Here is a 24,755-nt window from a genome sequence, read left to right on the forward strand (position 1 = left end):
CGGTGCGAGAGCCGCCCGTCGGGGAACCGCATGCCCGTGCGGGCCCCCCTCGTCCTCATTCCGTCCTGCCCCGGCGCTCCGCCGCGAGCCGACCCCCACTCCGCAGGCCTTCCACAGAGGTGAGAACGCGTGACCGACGCACCGCACGACACGACTTCGCATGATGACCTGCCACTGACCTCGGCTCAGCGTGGAATCTGGTTCGCCCAACACATGGACGCGGACGGTGCGGCGTACAACGTGGCCGAGTACGCCGACGTCCGGGGGCTGCTGGACCCGGACGTCCTGCGGGCCGCTGTCAGCGACGTGGTGGGCGGGAACGAAGCCCTGCGGGCGACCTTCATAGAGCGTGACGGGATTCCCTTGCAACGGATCCACCGGCCCGGCAGCCCGGACCTGCCCCCGTTCGACGTCCCGCTGATCGACCTCTCCGACCACCAGGACCCCCGCGGCGAGGCGCTGCGGCGGATGGAGGCGGCGCTGCGGCAGCCCGCGGACGTCACCACCGGTCCCCTGGTGCGTCTGACCCTGTACCGCCTCACGGACACGCGGCACCTCTTCCACCAGCAGGTGCACCACCTCGCACTCGACGGTTACGGCGCCGCCCTGGCTCTCGCCCGTATCGCCGAGGCGTACACCGCGGCGGTCACGCCGTCCGCGGAGGAACCGTCACCCGGGACCGGCGGGGTCCTCAGCCGGCTCATCGCCGAGGAACACGCCTACAGCGCCTCCGGACAGCACGCGGGGGACGGCGAGTTCTGGGCGCGCTACCTGTCGGGCTCTCCCACTCCCACGAGGCCGGACGCGGACCGGTCCGGGTCCGCGGGCGGGTCGCTGCGCGTACGCGCGGAGGTGTCGCCCGACCGGGCGGAGCGGCTGCGGGCCGCGGCCAGGGAGTCGGGGGTGGGGTGGCCGACGTTCTTCATGACCGCTCTGGCCGTCTATCTGCACCGCAGCCAGGGCATCGGCGAGGTCGTCCTCGGGCTGCCTGTCACGGCCCGGCGCACCCCGCTGGCCCGTGCCACGCCGAGCATGCTCAGCTCCATCCTGCCGATGCGGCTCACACTCGCCCCGTCCGACCGGGTGGCCGACGTGGCGAAGCGGGCGTCGGCCGAGGCCCGCAAGGTCCTGCGGCACCAGCGGTACCCCGCGCAGGAGCTCCGGCACGATCTCGGACTCGCGGGTACGGATGTGCCGCTGAGCGGTCCCTCGGTCAACATCCTGGCCTTCGACGACAGCCTCCGCTTCGGCCCGCACCGAGCCACCCTGCACAATCTGTCCATCGGTCCCGTGGACGACCTGGCCGTCGCCGTGCACGCCTCGTACGCGGACGGCGGTCTCCACATCGACCTGCACGGCAACTCCGCACGGTACACACCCGAGGAACTGACCGGGCATCACCGTCGGCTGTGCCGGCTGATCGAGGATTTCACCGGCGATCCGTCCCGCACGATCGGCTCGCTGGACTTCCTCAGCGATGCCGAGCGCCGGCTCGTCCCCGGTCTCGCGTCACCGCATCGCGCCACCCCGGACGGTGGTGACGCCCCGTCGGTCACCCTGCCCGAACAAATCGCCCGGCAGGCCCTGGTCTCTCCGCACGCGACCGCGGTCGTCTCCGGGAGCACCCGGCTGACCTTCGCGGAGCTGGACGGCCGGGTCGACGCCCTCGCCGGAGTACTGGCAGCCGCCGGGGCACGGCCCGGAACGAGGATCGCCGTCGGCCTGCCCCGCTCCACGGAACTCGTCGTGGCAATGCTGGCGGTGATGCGCGCGGGAGCCGCGTACCTGCCGCTCGACCCCTCGTATCCGCCGGAGCGGCTCGCCTTCATGGTCGCGGACTCGGCCCCGGCCGCGCTGATCGCGACCTCGGAGTACGCACGTCTCATCGATCCCGCACGGACACTGCCGCTCGTGGATCCGGACCTCATGCGGCAGGAACCCGATGTGAGCACGCCGGTCGGCCCCGGGCGCCGGGACGCCGCGTACGTCATCTACACCTCGGGTTCCACCGGCAGGCCCAAGGGCGTCGTCGTCGAGCACCGCTCGCTCAGCAATCTCCTCGAACACCACCGACAGGAGTCCCACGCCCTGGCGGAGGAGACCTACGGCCGCGGGCTGCGAGTCGCCCTGACGGCGGCCACCTCGTTCGACGCGTCCTGGGACCCGGTCCTGTGGATGGCCGCGGGCCACGAACTGCACATCGTCGGCGACGCCGTCCGGAGCGACCCCCAGGCGCTGGTGGACCATCTCGTCCGGGAGCGGATCGACGCCATCGAGACGACACCCACCTATCTGCGCCAGATGCTCACCGCGGGACTGCTCACCGCCCCGGACCACCGGCCCCGCGTCATCGCTCTCGGCGGCGAACCCGTCGACGAGGCCCTGTGGAGGGAGCTCTCCGAGCGGGACGATCTCCTCGTCTTCAACTTCTACGGACCGACCGAGGCCACGGTCGACGCGGTCACGACACGGATCGCCGGCCGGACCCCGGTGATCGGACGGCCGGTCGCGGGTGCCCGCGCCTATGTGCTCGATCCCTCGCTCCACCCGGTTCCCCGCGGTGGGACCGGCGAGCTGTACCTCTCCGGCGAGGGGGTGGCCCGGGGCTACTCCGGACGGCCAGGACTCACCGCGGAACGCTTCATGCCGGACCCGTTCGGGCCGTTCGGCGACCGCATGTACCGCACCGGGGACCTCGCGCGGTGGGGCGACGACGGGATGCTGGAGTTCCTCGGCCGCAGCGACCGCCAGATCAAGATCCGCGGCTACCGCGTGGAGACCGGTGAGATCGAGGCGGCCCTGCGGGAGCTGCCCGGTGTGAGCGAGGCGGCGGTGACACCGGTCGCGGTGCAGGGCGGCGAGGAGCGCCTCGCCGCCTACCTGGTGCCTGCCGGTGCCGGAACCGCCCTCGATCTCGAAGCCGTACAGGACGCCCTGGCGCAGGTACTTCCGGGCCACATGGTGCCGTCCGCATACGCGACGGTGGAGCGCCTGCCGCTCACGCCGAACGGCAAGCTGGACGCCGAACGGCTACCGAGGGCCCGCCCCGTGGCCTTCCGGGGCAGCGCACCGCGCACACCCGACGAGGAGCGGATGTGCGCCGCGTTCGCGGTGTGCCTCGGCCTGCCCGAGGTGGGCCGGGACGACGGGTTCTTCCTGCTCGGCGGCCACTCACTGATGGCGACCCGTCTGGTGGGGCTGATCCGGGCGGAGTTCGGCGTCGAGTTGCCGATCCGAAGCCTGTTCGAGTCGCCGACGCCGGCCGGGCTCGTCGCGCTCCTGGACACCGCCCCGCCCGCACGCCCCGCGGTGAGCGCGGTGCTTCCCCGCCCGGAGCGGCTGCCGGCCTCGTTCGGGCAGCAGCGCCTGTGGGTGACGGAGGCGATGGGCGACGCCGGAACGGCTTACCACGTACCGCTCGCGCTACGGCTGTCGGGTCCGTTGGACCGGGCTGCCCTCTCAGCGGCGCTGGACGACGTGGTCGCCCGGCACGAAAGCCTTCGTACGGTCTTCTCCGAGGACCGCGAAGGGGTGCGGCAGCGCGTGCTCGCACCGGACGCGGCCGGTTCTCCGCTGGTCGTGAGGGAGGCATGCGACGCACGGGACGTACGGCCCGACCCCGCGCCCTTCGCGCTGGACAGGGAACTGCCGCTGCGCGCGCAGCTGTTCCCGACCGGGGACGATGAGCACGTGCTGGTGCTGGTGCTCCACCACATCGCCGCGGACGGCTGGTCGGTACGCCCGCTGCTGCGAGACCTCTCCGCGGCATACACGGCCCGTGTCTCGGGCCGTGCGCCGCGGTGGGAGCCGCTGCCGGTGCAGTACGCGGACTACGCGCTGTGGCAGCGGGCCCTGCTCGGGGACCCCCGGCAGCCGGACAGCGTGGCGGGACGCCAGCTCGCGCACTGGACCGCGGCTCTGGAGGGGCTGGCCGACGAGTCCGGGTTCCCCGCGGACCGGTCGCGCCCGGCCCGGTCCTCCGGTCACGGCGGGCGCGTCCCGGTCGTCGTCGGCCCGGCCGCGCACCGTGCGCTCGTCGAACTCGCCGCGGACAGCGGGGCCAGTGGCTTCATGGTGCTGCACGCCGCGCTCGCGGCCCTGATGACCAGGCTGGGTGCGGGGAACGACATCGCGATCGGAACCCCGGTGGCGGGTCGCACGGACGAGAGCCTCGCCGAGCTGATCGGCTTCTTCGTCAACACCCTGGTACTCAGGGCCGACACGTCCGGGGCGCCTACCTTCCGCGAGCTCGTGGCACGGGTGAAGCGGACCGACCTCGCGGCCTACTCGCATCAGGATCTGCCCTTCGAGCGCGTCGTGGAGGCGCTGGCGCCGGAACGGTCCACGTCGCGCCACCCCCTCTTCCAGGTCATGTTCAGCCTCAACAACACGCCCGTTCCCCGCTCCGTGCTGCCGGGTCTGGCGGTCAGCCACGAGTCCTCTGTACGAGGCACCGGGGCCAAGTTCGATCTCACCTGGGACCTGGCCGAGCGCTTCGACGGCACGGGGGCGCCCGCCGGGATCGAGGGGGAGCTGGAATTCAGTCACGATCTCTTCGACCGGGCCACGGCCGAGCGGTTCGCCGAGCACTTCTCCCGGCTGCTCACCGCCTTGCTGCTCCGTCCCGACGGCACCGCGGACGACGTCTGCTTCCTCACCCCCGGCCAGCGCGACGCGGCCCTCGACGAACTGCCACGGGGAGCATCCACCCGCTCGCCGGCCGGATCGCCGGGCATCGGCGCTCACCACGCCCCGGACTGGACCCTGCTGGACATCCTCACCACGCAGGCTGCCCTGCGGCCCCGCCGCACCGCGGTGGTGGCATCCGACGGACGGCTCACCTTCGGTGATCTGCTGGCGGACACGGAGCACCTCGCGCGGCGCATCCGGGAGGCGGGGGCCGGCCGCGGCGACCGCGTGGCCGTCGCCCTGCCCCGTACCACCGGGCACGTCGTGGCACTCCTGGCCGTACTCCGGGCCGGAGCCGTCTACGTACCGTTGGACCCCACCCACCCGGCGGCCCGCAACCAGTTGATCCTCGACACCGTGGCGCCCCGGCTGCTGCTCACCACGACCGCGATGTGCGCTGCCCTTCCCCCGACGACGCCCCGGCTGCTCCTTGACGGGCCGATCCGGGTGAACGCCCGCGCCGAGGGTTCCCTGCCGCCCATGCCACGGGCCGGGGACGCCGCGTACGTGCTGCACACCTCGGGCTCCACCGGACTGCCCAAGGGCGTCACCGTGGAGCACGGCGCCCTGGCCAACCTGTACGCGGGACACCGCGAGCGGCTCATGGAACCGGCGGAGGCGTTCAACGAAGGCCGTCCGCTGCGCGTCGCGCTGACGGCGGCCCTGACCTTCGACGCCTCCTGGGACCCGTTGCTCTGGATGATCGCAGGCCACGAGCTCCACCTCGTGGACGACACCACCCGGCGCGATCCCGAGGCCCTCGCCGCCCTGGTCCACGACCGGGCGATCGACGTCGTCGAGACCACTCCGTCCTTCCTCGAACAACTCGCGGCCAACGGCCTGTTCGCCCCCGGCAGACGCCACCCGAGCGTGGTGGCACTCGGCGGCGAGGCCCTCGGCGAGCGGCTCTGGCAGAAGCTGTCCGCGCTGCGCGACGTCACCGCGTGGAATCTCTACGGACCCACCGAGACCGCGGTCGACAGCGTGATGGCACGGGTCGTGTTCGGAACCCGCCCGCACCTGGGCAGTTCGGTCGCGGGCGCCAGTGCCCGGGTTCTGGACGCCCGGCTGAAGCCGGTCGCTCCGGGCGCGACGGGCGAACTCTACGTGTCCGGGGCGGGCCTGGCCCGCGGCTACGAGAATCTCCCGGCCGCCACCGCGTCCCGCTTCGTCCCCGACCCGTACGGCGCCGCCGGCGCCCGCATGTACCGCACCGGTGACCTCGTACGCCGGCAGAACGGACTCCTGGTGTTCGCGGGACGGGCCGACGGCCAGGTCAAGGTGCGGGGTTTCCGGGTGGAGACCGGCGAGATCGAGAGCGTGCTCAGCGGCCACCCGGATGTGGACCGGTGTGTGGTCGCCGCAGATCCGGGAGCGGACGGCGGCGGGCGCCTCGCCTGCTGGGTCGTGCCCCGGGGCGGCAGCTGCCCCTCGGCGCGCGAGCTGCGTTCCTTCGTGGCGGAACGGCTGCCCTCGTACATGGTGCCGGCCACCGTGGTGCACCTCCCGTCGATCCCCTTGACCCCGCACGGCAAGGTGGACTTCCGGGCACTCCCGCCGGGCGGGGGCACCTCACCCGTACGGGAGTCGGACGCGGCGGCGGAGCTGCCTCGATCGGCGCGGGAGGAGATCCTGTGCGCCTTGTTCGCCGAGTGCCTCGGCCATGAACACGTGGCCAGAGGGGCGGACTTCTTCGACCTGGGTGGGCACTCCCTGCTGGCCACGCGGCTCGTCGGCCGCATCCGGACCGCCTTCGGTGTGGAACTCCCGGTGCGAGCCCTCTTCGAGTCCACGACCCCGGCAGCCCTCGCCGAACGGCTGGACGGGGCGGGCGGGGCACGTCCCGCGTTGCGCCCGGCGGCGCACCCCACCCGCCCCGCGTTGTCCCCCGCCCAGCAACGGCTTTGGTTCCTGCACCAGTTGGAACCGGAGGGAGCGTCGTACCACATCGCTTTCGCCGTGCATCTGGACGGCGTCCTGGACAGGACGGCGCTGCACTTGGCGGTCACGGACCTGGTGGCCCGGCACGAGAGCCTGCGGACCCTCATCGGGATGCACGACGGCGAGCCGTTCCAAGCCGTGCTTCCCCCCGCCGACGCCCGGCCCGCCATGCCGCTTCGCGCGGTGGCGGAAGCGGATGTGCCGGGGGCGCTGCGCGAGACGGCGGGGCGGCCGTTCGACCTGGCGCACGGAATCCCGCTGCGCGCGGAACTGTTCCGGACGTCGGAGGAACGGCACACGCTGCTCCTCGCAGTGCATCACATCGCGGCCGACGGATGGTCGATGGGACCGCTGGCCCGGGACCTGGCCGAGGCCTACACGGCCCGGACGGCCGGCCGGGCACCCGACCGGGCACCGCTGTCGGCGCAGTACACGGACTACACCCGGTGGCAGCACGACCTGCTGGGGGACGCCAATACACCCGATTCACTCCTTTCCACCCAACTCGCCTACTGGCAAGCGGAGATGGCCGGGGCGCCGGAGGAGACACCGCTGCCCGCCGACCGTCCCCGGCCGGTCGTGCCGAGCGGCCGGGGCGGTTCGGTCACCTTCCGTGTTCCCGTGGCGACGACGACGGCACTCACGCGGCTGGCCAGGAAGTCGGCCTCCAGCACCTTCATGGTGCTGCACGCCGCGCTGGCCGCCGTTCTCCACCGGGTCGGTTCCGGCGGCGACATCACCATCGGTACGCCGGTGGCGGGCCGGACCGACGAGGCGCTGGAGCCATTGGTGGGCTTCTTCGTGAACACCCTGGCGCTCCGTGCAGATCTGAGCGGCGACCCGACGTTCGACGAGCTGCTGGCCCGGGTGCGGAACACCGATCTCGCCGCCTACGCCCACCAGGACCTTCCGTTCGAGCGCCTGGTGGAGGAGGTGCAGCCGACCCGTTCGCTCGGCCGCCACCCGCTCTTCCAGGTGATGCTCACCCTCAACAACACCCAACCGCCCCGCGCGGAGCTGCCCGGCCTGTGTACACGGGTCCAGGAGGTCGACACGGCAGCGGCCAAGTTCGACCTCTCGTTCAGCTTCACCGAACGGCGGGGCGCCAACGCCGAGGACGCGTTCCTCGACGGCACGCTGGAGTTCGGCCGGGACCTCTTCGACACCTCCACCGCGCACCGGATCACCGAGTGGTTCCTCGCGCTGACGGCGCACGCGGTCGACGCGCCGGACACCCGGGTCGCCGATCTGCCCCTGCTGGCCCGGTCCGAGGAGTCCCGGCTGCTCGCCCTCGGCAGCGGCAGCGGCGGGACCGACACGAGGACCGTCCTCGACCGGTTCGCGGAGACCGTCGCCTCACACCGTGACGCCATCGCGGTGGCCGCCCCGGACGGCGAGGCGACATTCGCGCGGCTCGACGCCCGCTCCGATCGCATAGCCGCCCTCCTGCACGCCGAGGGTGTCCGGCCGGGTGCCTGCGTCGCCGTGCTGCTGCCCCGGTCCATCGACTCCGTCGCGGCGCTGCTCGGAGTGCTGAAAGCGGGCGCGCTCTACACACCGCTCGACGCGAGCCTCCCGGACGGGCGGATCGAAGCGGTGCTGGACGACGCCCGGCCCGAACTGGTCGTCGTCGCAGGAGCGACCGAACACCGGATGCGCGGGCCGTGGCGTCCGCTGGTGATCGACGGCAGGGAGCCGGAGCCGGTAACGGGCACTCCCCCGCCCGCGGCCCGTCCGGCCCCCGGCGACGCCGCGTACCTGATCCACACCTCGGGATCCACCGGCCGGCCCAAGGGCGTACGGGTGGGGCACGGTTCGCTCGCCCGGCTGCTGGACCACCACCGGCACCAGGTCTTCGCACCCGCCGTACGGGCGCGCGGCGGACGACGGCTACGGGTCGCGCTGACCGCGGCGCTCTCCTTCGACGCGTCCTTCGATCCCGTTCTGTGGATGGTCGACGGTCATGAGCTCCACCTCCTGGACGACGACACCCGGCGCGACACCGAGGCCCTGGTGCACGTCGTGCGCTCCCGGGAACTCGATGTGCTGGAGTCGACCCCCACCCATGTCGCCCACCTCCTGGAGGCGGGGCTGCTCGCCGACGGAGCGGAGCACCGTCCGACGGTACTGATCCTGGGCGGCGAGGCGGTACCGGCAACGCTGTGGACGACGCTGCGCGGCATTCCCGGCGTCCAGAGCTGGAACTTCTACGGTCCGACGGAAGCCACCGTAGACACTCTGGTCGCCCGGATCTCGGACACCGTCCGCCCGGTGCTCGGCGGACCCGTGGCCGGCACCCGGGTAGCCCTGCTCGACGAGCGGCTGCGCCCGGTGCCGCTGGGGGTGACGGGAGACCTGTATCTCTCGGGACAGAGCCTCGCCCACGGCTACCACAACAGAGCGGCCGAGACCGCCCGCAGCTTCGTCCCCGACCCGTACGGCCCCGCGTCCAGCCGGATGTACCGCACGGGCGACCGCGCCCTGCGCGCACCGGACGGCTCGCTGCTCTTCACGGGCCGCGACGACGGACAGATCAAAGTGCGCGGCTTCCGGGTCGAACCCGAAGAGGCGGCGGCGGTACTGACCGCGCATCCCGATGTCGTGGCGGCCGTCGTGGTCGCCCACGAGGACGGCACGTCGGGGGCCCGGCTCCACGCCCACGTGGTCCTGTCACCGTCACCGGACGGCGACGGCGATCCGGCGGTCCCCGAGCGTCTCACCGCGCTCCGGGAGTACGCGGTCCGGCATCTGCCCGGCTACATGGTCCCGTCGGGCTGGCAGTCCCTGGACCGTCTCCCGCTGACGCCGAACGGGAAGCTGGACAGGGACGCGCTGTCCCGCACGGCGCCTCCCGTCGTGCCGGACGCCGCCGGGCGCAGCCCCCGGAGTCCTCGCGAGGACGTCCTGTGCACCCTGTTCGCCGAGGTGCTCGGCGTCGAACGCGTCCTGATCGACGACGACTTCTTCGCGCTGGGCGGACACTCGCTGCTCGCGACCCGGCTGACCGGCCGCATCCGGGCCGCCCTCGGCGTCGAGCTCAGCATCCGCAGCCTGTTCGAGGCGCCGACGGTGGCGGCGCTCGCCGAACGGCTCCTCGACGGGACACCGGACAATCCGCTGGCGACGCTCCTCCCGCTGCGCACCACGGGCGGCCGTCCCCCGCTCTTCTGCATCCACCCGGCGGGCGGACTCGCCTGGTGCTATGCCGGTCTGCTGCCCCATCTGGATCCCGGTCAGCCGGTGTACGGACTCCAGACGCCGAACCTGGACGGGGCCGAACCGTTCCCGGACAGCCTTGAGGCGATGGCTGCCGTCTACGTCCGTGAGCTCCGCGCCGTCCAGCCGGCCGGGCCGTACCACCTGATGGGCTGGTCCTTCGGCGGCAACGTGGTGCAGGAGGTCGCGGTCCAGCTCCAGGAGGCCGGGGAGCGGGTGGCCCTGCTCGGCATTCTGGACGCCTTCCCGCTCGCTCCGCTGGACGACCTCGACAACGCGGACCGGGACACGGTGTTCCGTGCGCTGCTGTCCAACATGGGGGTGGGCGAGGAGGGTCTCGACCGGCAGGGCGCGGTGGAGACGGGCGCCGTCCGCGACGCGTTCCGGCGCAGTGGGAGCCCGCTCGGTTCGCTCGATCCCGCCACCATCGACGCGATGGTGGACAACTTCGCCGGCCAGGCCCGGCTGATGCGGAAGTACACGCCCAGGCGCTTCGAGGGTCCGGCCCTCTTCTTCACCGCCACCGAGGGCCGGACCGCCGACACCTTCGGACTCGAACTCTGGGCTCCGTACATCAGCGGCCCGATCGAGAACCACGACGTGGCGTGCGCGCACGCCCAGATGATGCAGCCCGACGCCCGTGCGCGGATCGGGACCATGCTGGCCGCCGCACTCGGCGCCGGCCACGACAGCACCCAGGGAGAGACCTCATGACCAACCCCTTCGACGACCCGCAGACCCAGCACCGTGTTCTGGTCAACGACGAGGACCAGCACGCCCTGTGGCCCTCCTTCGCCGAGATCCCCGCAGGGTGGCAGGCCGTGTACGGGCCCGCAGGCCACGCCGCGTGCCTGGACTACGTCGAGGTGCACTGGACGGATATGACCCCCAGGAGCGCTCGCGTCGCCATGGCCTGACCGGCCCGATCACTCCGACCGTACGACGAAAGGCAACCATGACGGAGCGGCGGAACCAGCCGGCGATACGTGCCGAGGGGCTCACCAAGAAGTTCGGGGACAGACCCGCCCTGGCCGGAGTGGACCTGGAAGCGGCGCCCGGCACCGTACTTGGCCTCCTCGGACCCAACGGGGCCGGCAAGACCACGGCGGTGCGCATCCTGTCCACCCTGCTCCGGCCGGACGAGGGACAGGCGTGGGTGGCGGGACACGACGTCCGCGGGGACCCGGAGAGTGTCCGGAAGAACCTCGGCCTCTCGGGCCAGTACGCGGCGGTCGACGAGAAGCTGACGGGGCGTGAGAACCTCTACCTCGTCGCCCGTCTCTACGGAATGGGCCGCCATGCCGCCCGGCGCAGAGCCGGGCAGCTGCTGGTGAGCTTCCATCTCGAAGAGGCGGCCGACCGGCCGAGCGGTACCTATTCGGGCGGTATGCGCCGACGACTGGATCTGGCAGGCGCTCTCGTCGCCCGCCCGGTCGTCGTGGTCCTGGACGAGCCGACCACCGGGCTGGATCCGCGGGGCCGCGCCGACACCTGGCGCTCGATCCAGGAACTGGTCGCGGGCGGCACCACGGTGCTGCTGACCACGCAGTACCTGGAGGAGGCCGATCAGCTGGCCGACACCATCGTCGTCATCGAGCACGGCCGGGTCGTCGCACGCGGCACCGCCCCGGAACTGAAGGGCCGGGTCGGGGGCGAGCGGCTCTCGCTGACCGTGCCGGATCCACGTCTCAGGACGACAGCCGCAGAGATCGTCGCGGGCCTGGGACCCCACCTCCCGGCGCTCGACGAGCGGACGGGGCGGCTCACGGTCACCACCGAGCACGGCGCGCTCACCCTGGAAGACGCGCTCGGACGGCTGCGACTGGCCGGGATCGGCGTCCGGGACGTGCGGCTCGCCCCGCCCACCCTCGACGACGTGTTCATGAGCCTGACCGGACAGCCCGATCCGGCGCGCGGGCGGAGCACGCCGCCGGTCGGCGTGGCCGGCTGCGGGGAGGTGCCGCGATGACGGGGCTCCGGCGGCTGGGTCGCGACGCCTCCATCATCGCCTGGCGCAATCTGCTCAACCTGCGCCGTACACCGGGTTCGGTGATCGCCGCCCTGGTGCAGCCGGTGATGTTCGTGCTTCTTCTGGCGTATGTGTTCGGGGGCAGCCTGGGCGGCGCCGGGTACCGCACCTTCCTGATGGGAGGGATCTTCGCCCAGGCGGTCACCTTCAACGCGGCGTTCACCGCCCTGGGGCTGGCCAACGACATGGACAAGGGCATCGTGGACCGTTTCCGGGCCCTGCCCATGCCCCGGCTCGCGGTGCTGCTCGGGCGCACGCTGTCGGATCTGGTCATGAGTGCGGTGACCCTGGTCGTGACGTCGTTGTGCGGTCTGCTGGTGGGCTGGCGCATCTCCGGCTCCGTGGCAGAGGCGGTTCTCGCCTATCTGCTCGTGCTGCTCTTCGCGTTCGCCATGTCCTGGGTCGGGGCGGCCATCGGACTGATGGCGCGGAGCGTGGAGGTCGCCCAGAGCGCCGGCCTGATCTGGCTCTTCCCCGTGACTTTCGTGTCGTCGGCCTTCGTCTCGACCCACACGATGCCCGGACCGCTGCGCGGCGTCGCCGAGTGGAATCCGGTCTCGGCCACGGCGACAGCCGTGCGCGGGCTGTTCGGCAACCCGCCACCAGTGGGCATGCCGGTGAGCGAGGCGTGGCCCGTCGTGCACGCTTTGCCCTACGCGCTGTTCTGTGCCGCGGTCGTCGTCGCGGTGTTCATGGCTGCCTCCCTCGTGCGCTTCCGGCGGATCACGCTCGGCTGAGCTACCAGGGGCCCTCCGCAGCCCTCAGGGTCAGCAGCGCGCCGACGGCCAGCACCAGCGTGGCGGACGCGGCGGGGCCAATCCCCGCGAGCCGGGCGAACGGTGCGCGCAGCCGGGCGTACTTGTCCGCACGCGCCTCGAACCTGTCCCGCAGCCGTACCAGCAGCAGGCCCGCGAGGGTGAGCGTCATGGCCATTCCCAGGCCGTAACCGACCACGAGCAGCACACCGAAGGCGGTACGGCCGAGGGCCACCGCGCCGAGCAGGACCACCAGGGCGGAGGGGCTGGGCACGAGCCCTCCGGCGATGCCCATCCCGATCAGGCCGGTGCGTGACGTCCCGGTCCGGCGCGGGCCGTCGGCCGTGGCCGGAGCGGGAGCGTGATGGTGAGTGCGGTCCCTGGCCGGGGCGAGGACCGTGCCGCTGTGGCCGGCCGCGAGCGGCTGCGGCCGGCGTCTCCCCGGAAGGAACCGTGCCGTCACGGACCGGCCGTCCGCAATCGGCGACTGCGAGGCACGGCCGCGCTCGTGGTCCTGCTTGTGGTCGTGGCCCTCCGGATCTGACGCCAAGTCATGGCTGTGGCCATGACTATGGCCGTGGCCGTGGTGGTGGCTGTGGCCATGGTGGTGCCCGTGGCTGTGTCTGTGGCCATGGGCCGGGCGATGTGTCAACGCCGCGCGCAGGAGCCACAGGCCGATCCCGGTGACCATCAGCCCGCTGATGAGGCCGAGCCAGGTCAGGACGGTCTCCCCCGCCAGCGAGGTCGCGAGCGGCAGGGCGAGGCCGAGGGCCAGCACCCCCGCGGTGTGGGTGAAGGTGACGGTGACTCCGACGGTGACGGCGTCCCGCGGCGTGCCGCGGCGGCCTGCCAGATACGCGGCCATGATCGTCTTTCCGTGGCCGGGCAGGGCGGCGTGCGAGGCGCCGAGCACCAGGGAGAGCAGCAGGGCCAGGAGGCCTGCGGGGACGGTCAGTTCACGTCGTCCCACGAGTCCGTCGAAGACCCCGGACACCTTGTCCAGCGCCGCGGTGACCGGGCCCGCTCCCGGCAGGACCGTGCGCGCCGCGGCGGCGGAGCGGCCCTCGCCGGGTTCGGTGTGCAGCCGGGCGGAGCGCTGGTCCAGGGGGGTGGCCAGTGGGTCCTTGGGATAGTGGCGGAGTTCGTCGGTGGGCGAGGTGGTCGGCAGTGTCGAGCGGGTGAGCGTGACGCCCCGTCCGCGTGCGGTCATCTCCTGCCAGCCGACGCGCCGTTCGTCGTACTCCGTGCGCACGTCGATGTCCGCCGCCGTGTCCAGGTCCGCACCGGCGCTGAGTGTGCAGCTGAGCCTGCTGGTCTCCAGACCGGCTTCGCCCGGCTGGAACGTGACGGCGGCGCCGGTGGCCTTCCAGCGCACCGGTGTGCCCGCGATGTCGAGCCGCAACTGCCGGGTGAGCACGGCGCAGTCGCCGGTGGCGAAGGAGCGCGCCTCTGATGTGTCGATGGCGCCGTCGTGGTCCCGGTCGACGCGTGGGCGTTCCTGTGCGGTGGCGATCTCCGCACGGTCCACCACGATCAGCGCGTCGACGGTGTCGTTCCGGAAGGTCAGCCCGGTGTGGTGATTGACCGTGAAGTTGCCCAGGGGGTGTGCGTACGCCGTGGTGGCGAGGCCCGCGAGGAGCACGGTCAGGGTTCCCGCGAGGGTCAGCGAGGCGAGGACGCGCGAGGGCTTTCGGTTCATCGGACGGTTTCGATTCTGCTGAGCGCGGTGCGCGCCCGGGGGGCGTCCACCGGATGGAAGTGGAGATCGGTCTCCAGGGCCCGGCGGAGGTCCGTGCGGGCGGCCCCGGTCCGGCCGAGCGCCTGTTCGATGAGCGCCCGGTGGTAGTGGAACGGTGCGCTCACGGTGCCCAGCGCCAGTGCGAGGTCGGCCTGCTCGGCCGCCTCGGTGTCGCGTCCGGCCCGGTGCAGGGCCCAGCCGTACGCGTCGTGGACCGCGATGAACGGCCGCTGCCGCAGCGCGGCGCGCCCCATCTCGACCGCGGTCTCCGGGTCGCCGTGGTCGGCCTCGAAGAGGACGGCGTCCGCGTCCGGCACCCCGCCGCCCGCCCTGCGCAGCGTCTCCTGCGCCCTGAGTACGTCGTACTGCTCCTCGGCCTCCGCACGGTGTCCGAGCGACTGCTGGAGGTCACCGAGTCCGAGGAGGTACTGCGGCAGGGGTGCGGCGGCGACGGCCGCGGTGAAGTCGGTGACGGCTTGCCGGGGGTGGCCGAGTGCGGTGTGGGCGCGGGCCCGTGCCTCCAGCAGGGCGGCGTCGCCGGGCAGTGCGGCGAGCCCGGTGCCGGCCAGCTTCAGGGCGGTGCGGGGATCGCCGGTCTCCAGGGCGAGGGTGGCGAGGTGGGCCAGGGCGAACGCCTTCTCGGCCGGAGTACCGGCCGCCTGGAGGGACTTGTTCATCAGGTCGCGTGCCCGCGCCGTGTCGCCCCGGAGTTCCCAGGTGTACGAGGCACGCGCGAGGGCGCTGCTGTCGGGCCTGAGGTCGGTCATGCGCTGAACCGCCGCGTAGGAGTCCTCGTAGCGGCCGAGCTGGGTGAGTGCGTCGGCCAGGACTCCTTGGGCGGGGGCGCTGTACGGGTTGGTGGCGGTCGCCCGCTGCGCCCAGGTCAGGGCTTCGGAGAAGTGGTGGCGGGCTGCTTCGAGGGCGCCCATCCCGGTCTCCGCCGCGAAGTTGCCGGCCGGCCGGAGGGCGAGGGACTTGCGCAGCGCGGTCCGGGCCCGGTCGTAGGTGGCCGCGTCAGCTGTGCTCCGGGCCTGCTGTACGTAGGCCATGCCGAGGGACGACCAGCCGTCGGGGTCGGCGGGCAGTTTGCGTACGCGGGTCCGCAGGGCTTCCGTCGGGTCCGTGCCGCGGGGTGCGTCCGGGCCGGACGCGACCGTGGGGGTGGACGGCTGCTGGGGAGCCAGACCGAGTGCCCCGACCGCGAACAGGGTGCCTCCCAGGGCGAGAGTGACCGCCGTGCTGCGCAGTCGTCGTCTGCCACGGCGGGCGGGGGCCGCGGGGACGTGGTCGGTCGGGGCTGGCACTGGTTCTCCCGGTGGTGTGGGACGGGCGGGGGCAGAGACGGTGTCCGGACCGGCGGGACCGGCCCGGACACCGGTGTGACCCGGGATCACCCCTGGAGCAGGGGTGGCCGGTCAGCTCGTGGCGCGGCGCCGGCGCAGGCGCAGTCCTCCGACACCGAGCAGGGCGATGCCCGCGGTGCCGATCGCGGCGGCGTGCGACGGCGTCATCGCCGACTGCCGGGCGCGGCCGGACGGGCCGCTGTTGACGCTCTTGGAGTGCGGGAGCGCCAGGTACGGGAAGCGGGTTCCGAAGGGCACCTCATTGGCGTCGACCTTGTCGCCGGCCGCGAGGGCGGGGACGAGCTTGCCGGTCTGGGCGGCTCCTTCGACCGCCTGGAGGGAGATGTCGATGACGTCGTCGGCGAGCCGGCGGCCGTTCGGGAAGCCGGCCAGGTCCCCGGCGAGGACACCGAGCCTGTTGGGCTTCGCGGTGGGCGGTACGGCCATGTTCAGCCGCAGTTCCTCGGCCGGGACGATCTTCCCGAGCGGGGCGTCCTTGTTCAGCCGGTGCGCGTTCAGATCGGCCTTGATCGGTCCGCAGGCCTTGCAGATGCCGGTGAGGTAGATCTCCGCCAGGTCCTTGCGCGGGGGCTTGGGCGCCGGTACGCCGTACACCTTCTGGATCAGCTTCGGCAGGATCGGGTCCAGCACCTTGTCCACGACCGGCTGGACGGTCCGGTCCTGGCTGGGGTTGAGGGTGTTGAAGGCGTCCTTGTACTTGAGCGGGACGACGACCTCGTTGACGAGCGGGTTACCGAGGCGGGAGACCTGCTTCCAGTCGGTGTGGGCGCTCGTGGTCCGTGAGTCGGTCACCTGGACGCCGCGGCGCTCGGTGGTCGACCAGATCCCGACGACCGGGTTGCGGGTGGCGTTGCCCCGCAGTGCCAGGTCCTTCTTGGGGATCTGGAGTGCGACCGAGTTGACGTTGTACCCGGCGAGGGTGTCCTGCCCGCGCTCGCTGAGGTCCCCGCCGTAGAGCAGATCGAAGACCCGCAGGTCGGCGAAGAACGGGTCCTCCGCCTGTCCGGCGAACGCCTTGCTGCCGCCCGGAGCGTTGCGTACCGCCTGCGAGCGCAGGGTGGCGTAGTCGGGCATGGACGCCTTGCCGACGTTCGACGGCGCAACGGGGGCCCCGCGCAGCACCGTTGAGGTGCCGCGGGAGGTGGTCACCGTGAGGTCGTACACCTGGCGGATGTTGAGGTCCGGGTCGTTGAGCGAGGTGACGGGGCCGGTGTTGTAGAGGAACTGACCGCCCGCGTCCCGGGTGATGGTGCGGAAGCGCCAGCTGTACGTGATGTCGGCGTTGCCGTCACCGGTGTTGTCGATCTTGATGTTGTACCGGGCGTCATCGGCGAACTGGTAGAAGTTCGGGCCCCCGTTGGGCTCCTCGAACGGGATCCAGTTGGCGGCGAGCGTCACCGTGTCGGAGCGGTCGGGGCTGGTGAACGCGTACACGTCGGTGTTGTCCGCCCGCGGGTCACCGGCGATCAGCGGGGCCTCGCGGTGGCTGGAGGCCGCACTGATTCCGGGTGCGAGCGTGAGGATGCCGAGCCCCGTGGCCAGCGCACCGGCACCGAGGACGACGAGGGAGTGGTCGAGGACGCGCCGGCTGCGCGGCCTCGGAGTGGGGGACGTCAAGACTGGTCCTCTCGACAAGGGATCACCGCGGCACCGCCTGGCCGGGGCGCAGGTGCGGGTACGGAGCGATCCATGGGATGGGCGGAACGGGCCGACGACCCCGGACGCGGGACAGAATTCCGCGCGCCTTTCGCGGGGGCGATGCCCTCGCCGATCGTCGGAGCGATAGCGAACCACATTTCTCCGGCAGGGATTCACATATGCGCGAAAAAGGTTTTCGGCAATACGTTCCCCTGCATGCATAACCGCAGCTGAACACCCGAATGCGACCAGCCGGAACTGCGGTAAATAGGCGGTGGACACCACGCCCGAATGGGCCGGAAGCGCTATCCGCCGCTTATTGCGAGCCTTTCGCAATAAGCGGCAACCACTCGTTCACCACGGCAGCACGCGCGTTCACCCGGACGGTCTGTCGCGAAGTCCGTAAATCACCTGAACGCCATGGAGTTTCGCCGGATCTTCACCAGTTTCCACCAGGAGGCAATCCGGGGCGGACCCAGCTACGAATCACTCGGAAACCACTGAAGGAAACAGCACCCGGGACAGCTTCGGAGAGGAATTCGGGCAGAGACACCTTCAGTCGCGTCAACACATATCCGGCGATCGAGCATTCGGGTGACCGAAAAGCCGATGCCGCGGTTCGGCGTGACCTTTTTCGATTCCGCCTCGCGCGCAGATATCCGCCCCGAACCGGAAATCAACGGATCCGAGACTCAGCTGTCCCGTAAGCACAGGAGGAATTGGTGTCCGACGTTCATATGCTGACCGGCGCGTACGCACTGGACGCGCTGCGGGAACGGGAACGCGCGGCCGTCGAGGCGCACTGTGCGGGATGCCCCGCGTGCCTCCGTGAATGCGAGGAGTTCCGGGCGACCGCCGCCCGGCTGGGGATGGCCTCGACGGCGACTCCGCCCGCGGCCCTGAAAGGACGCGTACTCGACATCGTCCGCGCCACGCCGAGGCAGCCGCCGTGGCGGCGCAGGACGAGCGATCTGGCCCGGCGGCTTCGCCATCACGTGGCCGTGCGGCTGCCGCGCCGCACGCTCCGGTGACCGGGGTACGGGGCTCGGGCCCGCCCGGGGTGCACGGCACGGGAAAGCCCCGCTGCGGGCCTGGACCGGGGGGCTGATTCCGGCCGGGTCCGCAGCGGGGCGGCTGTCTGGCTTCGCCCGCGGCTACTTGGGCATCAGGACCGTGTCGATGATGTAGACCGTGGCGTTGGACGTGGGCACGTTGCCGCACACCACGCCGGCGCTGTCGTTGACCTTGTACGACTCACCGGAACCGGCGGTGGTGAGCTTGGTCTTCTCCAGCGTGTCGAAGCTGCCGTTCTCCAGCTGCTTCGGAGTGAGCTTCTGGCCCACGACGTGGTACGTGAGGATCTTGGTGAGCGTCGCCTTGTCGCTCAGCACCTTGTCCAGGTCGGCCTTCGGGATCTTCGCGAAGGCGTCGTTGGTGGGCGCGAACACGGTGATGTCCTTGGCGTTGTTGAGCGTGTCGACCAGGCCGGCCTTCTTGACCGCGGTGACCAGGGTGGACAGGTCCGGGTTGTTGGAGGCGGCCGTGGCCACCGGGTCCTTGGACATGCCGTCGAAGCTGCCCGCGCCTTCCTTCGGGACGCCCGCACAGGCCGGACCGAACGGCTTGTCCATCGAGGCGGAGTCGGCGGTGGCCGGGTCCGAGGCCTCCGGAGCGGCGGCAGCCGCACTGGACTTGCTGTCGGACGCCTTGTCGGAGCTGTCGTCCGAGCACGCGGTCAGCGCCAGCGGAAGCACGGCGGCAGCGGCGACGGCAACGGCTGCGCGACGGTAGCGAAGGGCGTTCATGGTGTTCTCCTTGATGGAATGCGGGGAGTGCGACAGAGGTCGCAGCCGACGGCTGCGTCTGCGACGGGCGGCGGCCGGTCAGGACGACCGAGTGCCAACCGCCTGCACTGTCGGGAAGAGCTCTGATGTGTTTCCGGTCCGGACCTCACCGGTTCGGCCGGCGGCTCGAGCAGCGGAGGCGGGCTCGGCCGCCGTGCGCTCGGCGCAGCCGGCGGTCGTGCCGCTCGGCGCGGCCGGCACGTTGTGGATCGAGGTGGTCCGGGGGATCGTCACGCAACTGGTTCGGTGCCGACCGCCCGGCGGATTGGTCAATCACTCGATCAGTAGAAGATTCCCGGAAACGCGGACAGGCATGGGTCGGTGCCTGTAGAGGACTCATCGCCCCTGCCGCGCAGGCCCTTCCGAGCTGCTCCGGGAGGCAGACCGGCCGCCCGGTCCACCTGCTCCAGGAACCCTCGCGTGGCCTCTTCGAGGGCCGCCTTGCCCACGGCCGCGGCCCACCGCGGACCGTCCCCGCGGACCCGAGTCGAATGGCTGAGTCGTGCGCGTCCTCGCGCCGAGCGCCGACTCACCGGGCGGCCGATCATAGGGTGACATTCGTGATCGTTCGTGAGCATGAACTGAACGCAAGTAGAGACCGGCGACCGGGATATCTGGCCGCGGCGGTGGTGTTCGCCATCGGGATGGCTGGTACCACCCTGCCCACGCCGCTGTACGGGCTCTATCAGAAGCAGATCGGCTTCTCCGAGCTGATGGTGACCGTCGTCTTCGCCGTCTACGCCGTCGCGGTCATCACCGTGCTGCTCGTGGCGGGCAATTACTCGGACAAGGTCGGCCGCAGACCCGTACTTCTGTGCGCCATGGCCTTGTCGGCCGCGAGTGCCGGGTGCTTCCTCCTGGAACGCGGTCTGCCGCTGCTCTTCGCGGGACGGCTGCTGTCCGGCTTCGCGGCGGGGCTGCTGAGCGGCGCGGCGACGGCGGCGGTCATCGAACTGGCCGCGCCCGCACAGAAGGCGCGGGCCGGGTTCGCCGCCACGGCCGCGAACATGGGGGGCCTGGGCTGCGGACCGCTGCTGTCCGGGCTCCTCGCGCAGTACACGCCCTGGCCGTTGACGCTGCCGTTCTGGGTCCATCTGGGGCTGGTGGCCGTGGCGTCCGGGATCACCTGGTTCCTGCCGGAGACCGTGGCGGAGCCGAAGCGGTGGCCGCGTCCGACGCCCCAGGGCGTGGCGGTGCCGCCCGAGGTGCGGGGCGTGTTCGTGCCCGCCTCGCTGGCGGCGTTCGCCGGCTTCGCGCTGCTCGGGCTGTTCACGGCGGTCGCGCCGAGCTTCGCCTCGCAGACGCTGGGCGTGCACAACGTGGCCGTCACCGGGGCCGTGGTGTTCTCCGTGTTCCTGGCTTCGACCTTCGGGCAGTCCCTGACGCGACGTATCGGCGCACGCCGCGCGCTCCCGGCCGGTTGCGGCATCCTCATGGCCGGCCTGCTGCTGGTGGCGTCGTCGCTGGTGGCCGAATCCCTGCTCCTGCTGGTCCTGGGAGCGCTGTGCGGCGGCACCGGACAGGGCCTCGCCTTCCGTGCGGCGCTCACCCTGGTCAGCGGTGCTGCCCCGGCGGAGCATCGCGGCGGCACCATTTCGGCCTTCTTCGTCGTCGCGTACACCGGGATCTCGGTACCGGTGGTGGGGGTCGGCGCCATGGCCACCTGGCTCGGGCTGCGCGAGGCCGGACTCGTCTTCACGGGCTGCGTGTTGCTGCTGGCGGCCGGCGCGGGAACGTACGCGGCGCTCAGGCCGCCGTCGGGGGCGTGAGCACCCAGCGGGACAGACCTTCCTCCGGGCCTGCGGGACGCCGGCTCCCACCCCGTAGCCGCGAGTCGCCCTGGCGGGGATGCCGTCGCGGGGCGCCCTCACCCCGGGGCGCGGGTCTCGGTTCCGCGCCCTCTCCCGCTCAGTCGGAGGTGCGGCGCAGGACCAGGCTGACGAAGCCCCAGGTGTCGCGGTAGCCGCGCAGCCATTCGGTTCGGCGGGTGACGGACAGGGCGAGCGTCTCCGCGCCGTCCGGGTCCGCTGGGTGGTCCAGCGCCCAGTCGGCCAGGGTCCCCCAACAGGCCCATTCGTAGTCGTCCAGCTCCTGGCGGCTGCTGACGTGACCGTGGACGGGCGTCCAGCCGTCGGCGGTGACCCGGTCCACGGTCGTCGCCAGGTCGGCGAAGTCACCGAGCATCTCGACGGCCTCCGGGGAGGGCTCGCGGTCCCAGAACCCGTCGCCGACCAGAACGCGCCCGCCGGGAGCCAGGTGCTCGCGTGCCGCCGCGAGGGTCGGGAGCAGTCCGCCGAAGGCATGGGCGGCCCCGAAGCTCAGCACCAGGTCGAACTTGTGCGGGGAGACGAAGTCGGCGGCCGGCCGGTTGTGGAGCACCAGGCGGTCCTCCACCCCGAGTCCGGCGGCGCGCGTACGGGCCTGCGCCAGGGCGGCCTCGGAGATGTCGACGCCCTCGGCCCGCACGTCCGGCCGGGCGGACAGCGCGCGCAGGAGCCACTCCCCGCCACCGCAGCCGAGGTCGAGGACGCGCTCGTCGCCGCGTGTGATGCCGCGGTCCAGCAGTTGACGTACCGACTCGTCGTCGAGCGGGGACTTGATCGGGTGGTGGGTGTGCGCGATTCTGGAGCTCTCTTCTCTGTTCACCGGCGCATCGTGACAGCGCCGGGTGCCACGTGCATCTGCTTTTCCGCCCGGTGCACGACGACGTAACCAGGCTTCTGCGGACTCGTGGGTCCCGCCCGACCGGAGCCGCGCCCCGCAACGCGGCCCGAGCGGGCCTCAGATGGTGGCGACGAGCAGATCCTCTCCGCTCGACGGGCGGAATCCGTCGGTCCGATCGGCGAAGTAGCGTTCGGCGAGCCGGGTTCCCGACACGTGCCGGGCGTCCGCGAAACCGGCGGCGCGGGCCAGTGCGAGCATCTCCTGCGGGGTGTAGAAGCTGATGAAGGGCGTCCCGGATGCCCGCGCCCGCGGCTTGGTCGCCTCCAGTTCGGCGCGGTCGGCGTCATCGACGAGTTCGGCCGGCAGCATGAACGTCATGGCGAGCGTCGAGCCGGGGGCCAGCCCGGCGAGCCGGCGCAGGGTCGCCGCGGTGGCCTCCTTGGTGAGGTACACGGTGACACCGGCGCAGACGACGAGCGCCGGCCGGTCCGTGTCGAAGCCGGCGTCCGCCAGCTCCCGCCACCAGTCACCACCCGCCTCGAAGTCGACCGGCACCAGGCGCAGCCGGTCCGGGATCCCGTAGCCGAGCTCGATCAGCCGCCGGCGCTTCCAGGCCTGGGTGGCGGGCTGGTCGATCTCGAAGACCCGCAGCCGGGAGGCGGTATCCGGCCGGCGCTGGGCGAAGGTGTCCAGCCCGGCCCCCAGGATGACGTACTGGTCGACGCCGTGGTCGATCTGTTCGGCGACCATGTCCTCGATGAAGCGGGCGCGGGCCACGATGGAGGCCCGGAACCCGCTGGTGCCGCGCGGGTCCATGTCCGGGCGGCTGCGCCACTCCTCGTCGGGCGCCACCAGCCGCAGGCCGATCTCGTCCTCGAACACGTGTGGCTCCGCGTCTGCCTGGACGTGCATCGCCCGCCAGAGTGCGACCCGCACCGCGGTGTTGTCCGGCACCTCGTACTGCTCGTCCGCCATGGCTGCTTCCACTCCTTACGGTCGGATCCCGGTCGGGGCCCGGAGACTCCGCGTGGGTCCGCGGGGGTCATGGACGGTCATCCCCGCGGCCCGGCAGAGCAATCACTACGTTACCCAAATAGTTTTATATATGGACTTTCCAGATATTTGACCTAAACAGTGCAGGGGGTAGTGGGGCGGTCACCAACGGTGGACGAATCAGCGGCTGTTCCGCGCCGTGCCGCAGGGGGGTCCGGTACCCCGGTCGCGGACCCCTCTCCGTCGACGGCACCCCCGTCCTGACGTGCGGATCCCGTGAGCCGGGTCACTTCGCGCCGCCCGCCACGCATGGCTTCGGCCTTCCGGGGAAGAGGGCCAGACCGCCGGGTTCCCCCGGCGGCGGACGAACGGCCATCGAAAGGGCAGCACACGACGTGTCGGCACAACACACGATCCATGTAGCGGGAGAGTGGCGAGCCGCCGCATCCGGCGCCACGCGCGAGATCCTCGATCCCGTCGACGCGACCGCGTTCGCCGTCGTCTCCGAGGGTGGCACCGTGGACGCGGACGCCGCCGTGGCCGCGGCCAGGGCCGCCTTCGACGCGGGCCCCTGGCCGCGCACGCCCGTCGCGGAGCGCGCCGCGCTGCTCAGGCGCGTGGCCGGTCTCCTGGAGCGCGACCGGGAACGGATCGGTGCTCTGGAGTGCCGTGACGCCGGGAAGACGCTCGAAGAGGGCCGGGTCGACGTGGACTGCGTGCGCGACGCCTTCCGCTACTTCGCCGACCTCGTCATGAACGAGAGCGGCGGGCGGGTCGTCGATGCGGGGTCCGAGGAGATCCACAGTGTCGTGGTGCATGAACCCGTCGGCGTCTGCGGGCTCATCACTCCGTGGAACTATCCGCTGCTCCAGGCCAGTTGGAAGATCGCTCCGGCTCTCGCCGCCGGCAACACCTTCGTGATCAAGCCGAGCGAGATCACCCCGCTGACCACGGTCGCGCTCATCGCGCTGCTCGTCGAGGCCGGACTGCCGACCGGGGTGGCGAACATCGTCACGGGCCCCGGCGCCACCGTCGGCGCCCGGCTCGCGGACCACCCGGGTGTCGACCTGGTCTCCTTCACCGGTGGCCTAGCCAGCGGAACGAAGGTGATGCGGGCCGCCGCCGACTCGGTCAAGAAAGTCGCGCTCGAACTCGGCGGCAAGAACCCCAACGTGGTGTTCGCGGACGCCTGCGCCACCGAGGAGGGTTTCGACACCGCTGTCGACCAGGCGCTCAACGCCGCCTTCATCCACAGCGGCCAGGTCTGCTCCGCCGGATCACGGCTGATCGTCGAGGAGTCGGTGCGCGAGCGTTTCGTCACCGAACTCGCCCGGCGCGCCGAGCTGATCCGTATCGGCCGCGGCACCGACGAGGGTGTCGAGTGCGGTCCGCTCGTCTCCGCGCAACAGCTCTCCAGGACCGAGGAGTTCGTCGACTCCGCGCTGAAGGAGGGTGCGGTGCTGCGGGCGGGCGGCGAGCGCCCCGAAGGGCCCGGGTACTTCTACCGGCCCACCGTGCTGGACCACTGCGACCGCTCCATGCGCGTGGTGCGCGAGGAGGTCTTCGGACCGGTCCTGACCGTAGAGACGTTCCGTACCGAGGACGAGGCCGTGGCTCTCGCCAACGACACGGAGTACGGGCTGGCCGGCGGCGTGTGGACCGCGGACACCGGCCGCGGACGCCGGGTGGCCGCCCGGCTGCGCCACGGAACCGTCTGGATCAACGACTTCCACCCCTATCTGCCGCAGGCCGAGTGGGGCGGCTTCGGCAAGTCCGGCATCGGCCGGGAACTGGGGCCGACGGGTCTCGCCGAGTACCGCGAGTCCAAGCACATCTACCAGAACCTCGCCCCGCGCCCGGTGCGCTGGTTCGCGGGCTGACGGG

Annotated in this window: 13 protein-coding genes; 7 read left to right on the forward strand and 6 right to left on the reverse strand. The window is 71.9% G+C overall.

Features of this window, described 5'->3' with window-relative positions; all coding sequences use genetic code 11:
• Positions 1–129: 129 nt before the first annotated feature.
• From ACIO3R_RS10980 to ACIO3R_RS10995, 4 genes are read left to right on the forward strand one after another with little or no spacing between them, the layout of a single operon-like run.
• The gene (locus tag ACIO3R_RS10980; RefSeq protein WP_402105130.1) at positions 130–10,560 is read left to right on the forward strand and encodes an amino acid adenylation domain-containing protein; all 10,431 of its coding nucleotides are present in this window, start codon (positions 130–132) and stop codon (positions 10,558–10,560) included.
• Entirely contained in the window at positions 10,557–10,763 is a 207-nt protein-coding gene (locus tag ACIO3R_RS10985) for an MbtH family protein (RefSeq protein WP_385035050.1), read from the forward strand. Before ACIO3R_RS10980 ends, ACIO3R_RS10985 begins: the two co-directional genes overlap by 4 nt.
• Positions 10,764–10,801: 38 nt before the next feature.
• A complete protein-coding gene (locus ACIO3R_RS10990; protein WP_402105132.1) occupies positions 10,802–11,815 on the forward strand; it encodes an ATP-binding cassette domain-containing protein in 1,014 nt (337 codons plus the stop codon).
• On the forward strand, positions 11,812–12,612 hold the full coding sequence (locus ACIO3R_RS10995; protein WP_402105133.1) for an ABC transporter permease: 801 nt from the start codon (positions 11,812–11,814) through the stop codon (positions 12,610–12,612). The genes ACIO3R_RS10990 and ACIO3R_RS10995 overlap by 4 nt, the downstream gene beginning before the upstream one ends.
• Before the next feature lies 1 nt (position 12,613).
• On the opposite strand, the gene ACIO3R_RS11000 is transcribed toward ACIO3R_RS10995, so the two are convergent.
• The 3 genes from ACIO3R_RS11000 to ACIO3R_RS11010 all read right to left on the reverse strand — a co-directional run bounded on the left by ACIO3R_RS11000 (position 12,614) and on the right by ACIO3R_RS11010 (position 17,349).
• The gene (locus ACIO3R_RS11000; protein WP_402105136.1) at positions 12,614–14,329 is read right to left on the reverse strand and encodes a nickel/cobalt transporter; all 1,716 of its coding nucleotides are present in this window, start codon (positions 14,327–14,329) and stop codon (positions 12,614–12,616) included.
• The gene (locus ACIO3R_RS11005) at positions 14,326–15,672 is read right to left on the reverse strand and encodes a tetratricopeptide repeat protein (RefSeq protein WP_402105137.1); all 1,347 of its coding nucleotides are present in this window, start codon (positions 15,670–15,672) and stop codon (positions 14,326–14,328) included. The genes ACIO3R_RS11000 and ACIO3R_RS11005 overlap by 4 nt, the downstream gene beginning before the upstream one ends.
• A 111-nt stretch (positions 15,673–15,783) precedes the next feature.
• A complete protein-coding gene (locus ACIO3R_RS11010) occupies positions 15,784–17,349 on the reverse strand; it encodes a DUF4331 domain-containing protein (RefSeq protein ID WP_385035040.1) in 1,566 nt (521 codons plus the stop codon).
• A gap of 743 nt (positions 17,350–18,092) precedes the next feature.
• Between ACIO3R_RS11010 and ACIO3R_RS11015 the strand changes: the two genes are divergently transcribed.
• On the forward strand, positions 18,093–18,401 hold the full coding sequence (locus ACIO3R_RS11015; protein ID WP_385035038.1) for an RskA family anti-sigma factor: 309 nt from the start codon (positions 18,093–18,095) through the stop codon (positions 18,399–18,401).
• A 123-nt stretch (positions 18,402–18,524) separates the two neighbouring features.
• On the opposite strand, the gene ACIO3R_RS11020 is transcribed toward ACIO3R_RS11015, so the two are convergent.
• On the reverse strand, positions 18,525–19,175 hold the full coding sequence (locus tag ACIO3R_RS11020) for a fasciclin domain-containing protein (protein ID WP_385035036.1): 651 nt from the start codon (positions 19,173–19,175) through the stop codon (positions 18,525–18,527).
• A 599-nt stretch (positions 19,176–19,774) separates the two neighbouring features.
• Here ACIO3R_RS11020 and ACIO3R_RS11025 point away from each other — a divergent pair.
• Positions 19,775–20,983, forward strand: a complete 1,209-nt coding sequence (locus ACIO3R_RS11025; RefSeq protein ID WP_385035034.1) for an MFS transporter — start codon at positions 19,775–19,777, stop codon at positions 20,981–20,983.
• 139 nt (positions 20,984–21,122) lie between these two features.
• On the opposite strand, the gene ACIO3R_RS11030 is transcribed toward ACIO3R_RS11025, so the two are convergent.
• Both ACIO3R_RS11030 and ACIO3R_RS11035 read right to left on the reverse strand, forming a co-directional pair.
• Entirely contained in the window at positions 21,123–21,860 is a 738-nt protein-coding gene (locus ACIO3R_RS11030; protein WP_402105140.1) for an SAM-dependent methyltransferase, read from the reverse strand.
• A gap of 135 nt (positions 21,861–21,995) precedes the next feature.
• The gene (locus tag ACIO3R_RS11035; RefSeq protein WP_402105142.1) at positions 21,996–22,853 is read right to left on the reverse strand and encodes a class I SAM-dependent methyltransferase; all 858 of its coding nucleotides are present in this window, start codon (positions 22,851–22,853) and stop codon (positions 21,996–21,998) included.
• Between the two features lie 413 nt (positions 22,854–23,266).
• On the opposite strand from ACIO3R_RS11035, the gene ACIO3R_RS11040 reads away from it, so the two are divergent.
• The gene (locus tag ACIO3R_RS11040) at positions 23,267–24,751 is read left to right on the forward strand and encodes an aldehyde dehydrogenase family protein (protein WP_385343216.1); all 1,485 of its coding nucleotides are present in this window, start codon (positions 23,267–23,269) and stop codon (positions 24,749–24,751) included.
• Positions 24,752–24,755: the final 4 nt, after the last annotated feature.

The sequence above is a fragment of the Streptomyces sp. NPDC087428 genome (genome assembly GCF_044744085.1).
GTDB lineage: Bacteria > Actinomycetota > Actinomycetes > Streptomycetales > Streptomycetaceae > Streptomyces.

What these genes read in the sequence shown, in the direction of transcription:
- ACIO3R_RS11035 (WP_402105142.1), bottom strand. Translation starts at nt 22,853, where the DNA reads ATGGCGGACGAGCAGTACGAGGTGCCGGACAACACCGCGGTGCGGGTC.
- ACIO3R_RS10990 (WP_402105132.1), top strand. Translation starts at nt 10,802, where the DNA reads ATGACGGAGCGGCGGAACCAGCCGGCGATACGTGCCGAGGGGCTCACC.
- ACIO3R_RS10995 (WP_402105133.1), top strand. Translation starts at nt 11,812, where the DNA reads ATGACGGGGCTCCGGCGGCTGGGTCGCGACGCCTCCATCATCGCCTGG.
- ACIO3R_RS11020 (WP_385035036.1), bottom strand. Translation starts at nt 19,175, where the DNA reads ATGAACGCCCTTCGCTACCGTCGCGCAGCCGTTGCCGTCGCCGCTGCC.
- ACIO3R_RS11000 (WP_402105136.1), bottom strand. Translation starts at nt 14,329, where the DNA reads ATGAACCGAAAGCCCTCGCGCGTCCTCGCCTCGCTGACCCTCGCGGGA.
- ACIO3R_RS10985 (WP_385035050.1), top strand. Translation starts at nt 10,557, where the DNA reads ATGACCAACCCCTTCGACGACCCGCAGACCCAGCACCGTGTTCTGGTC.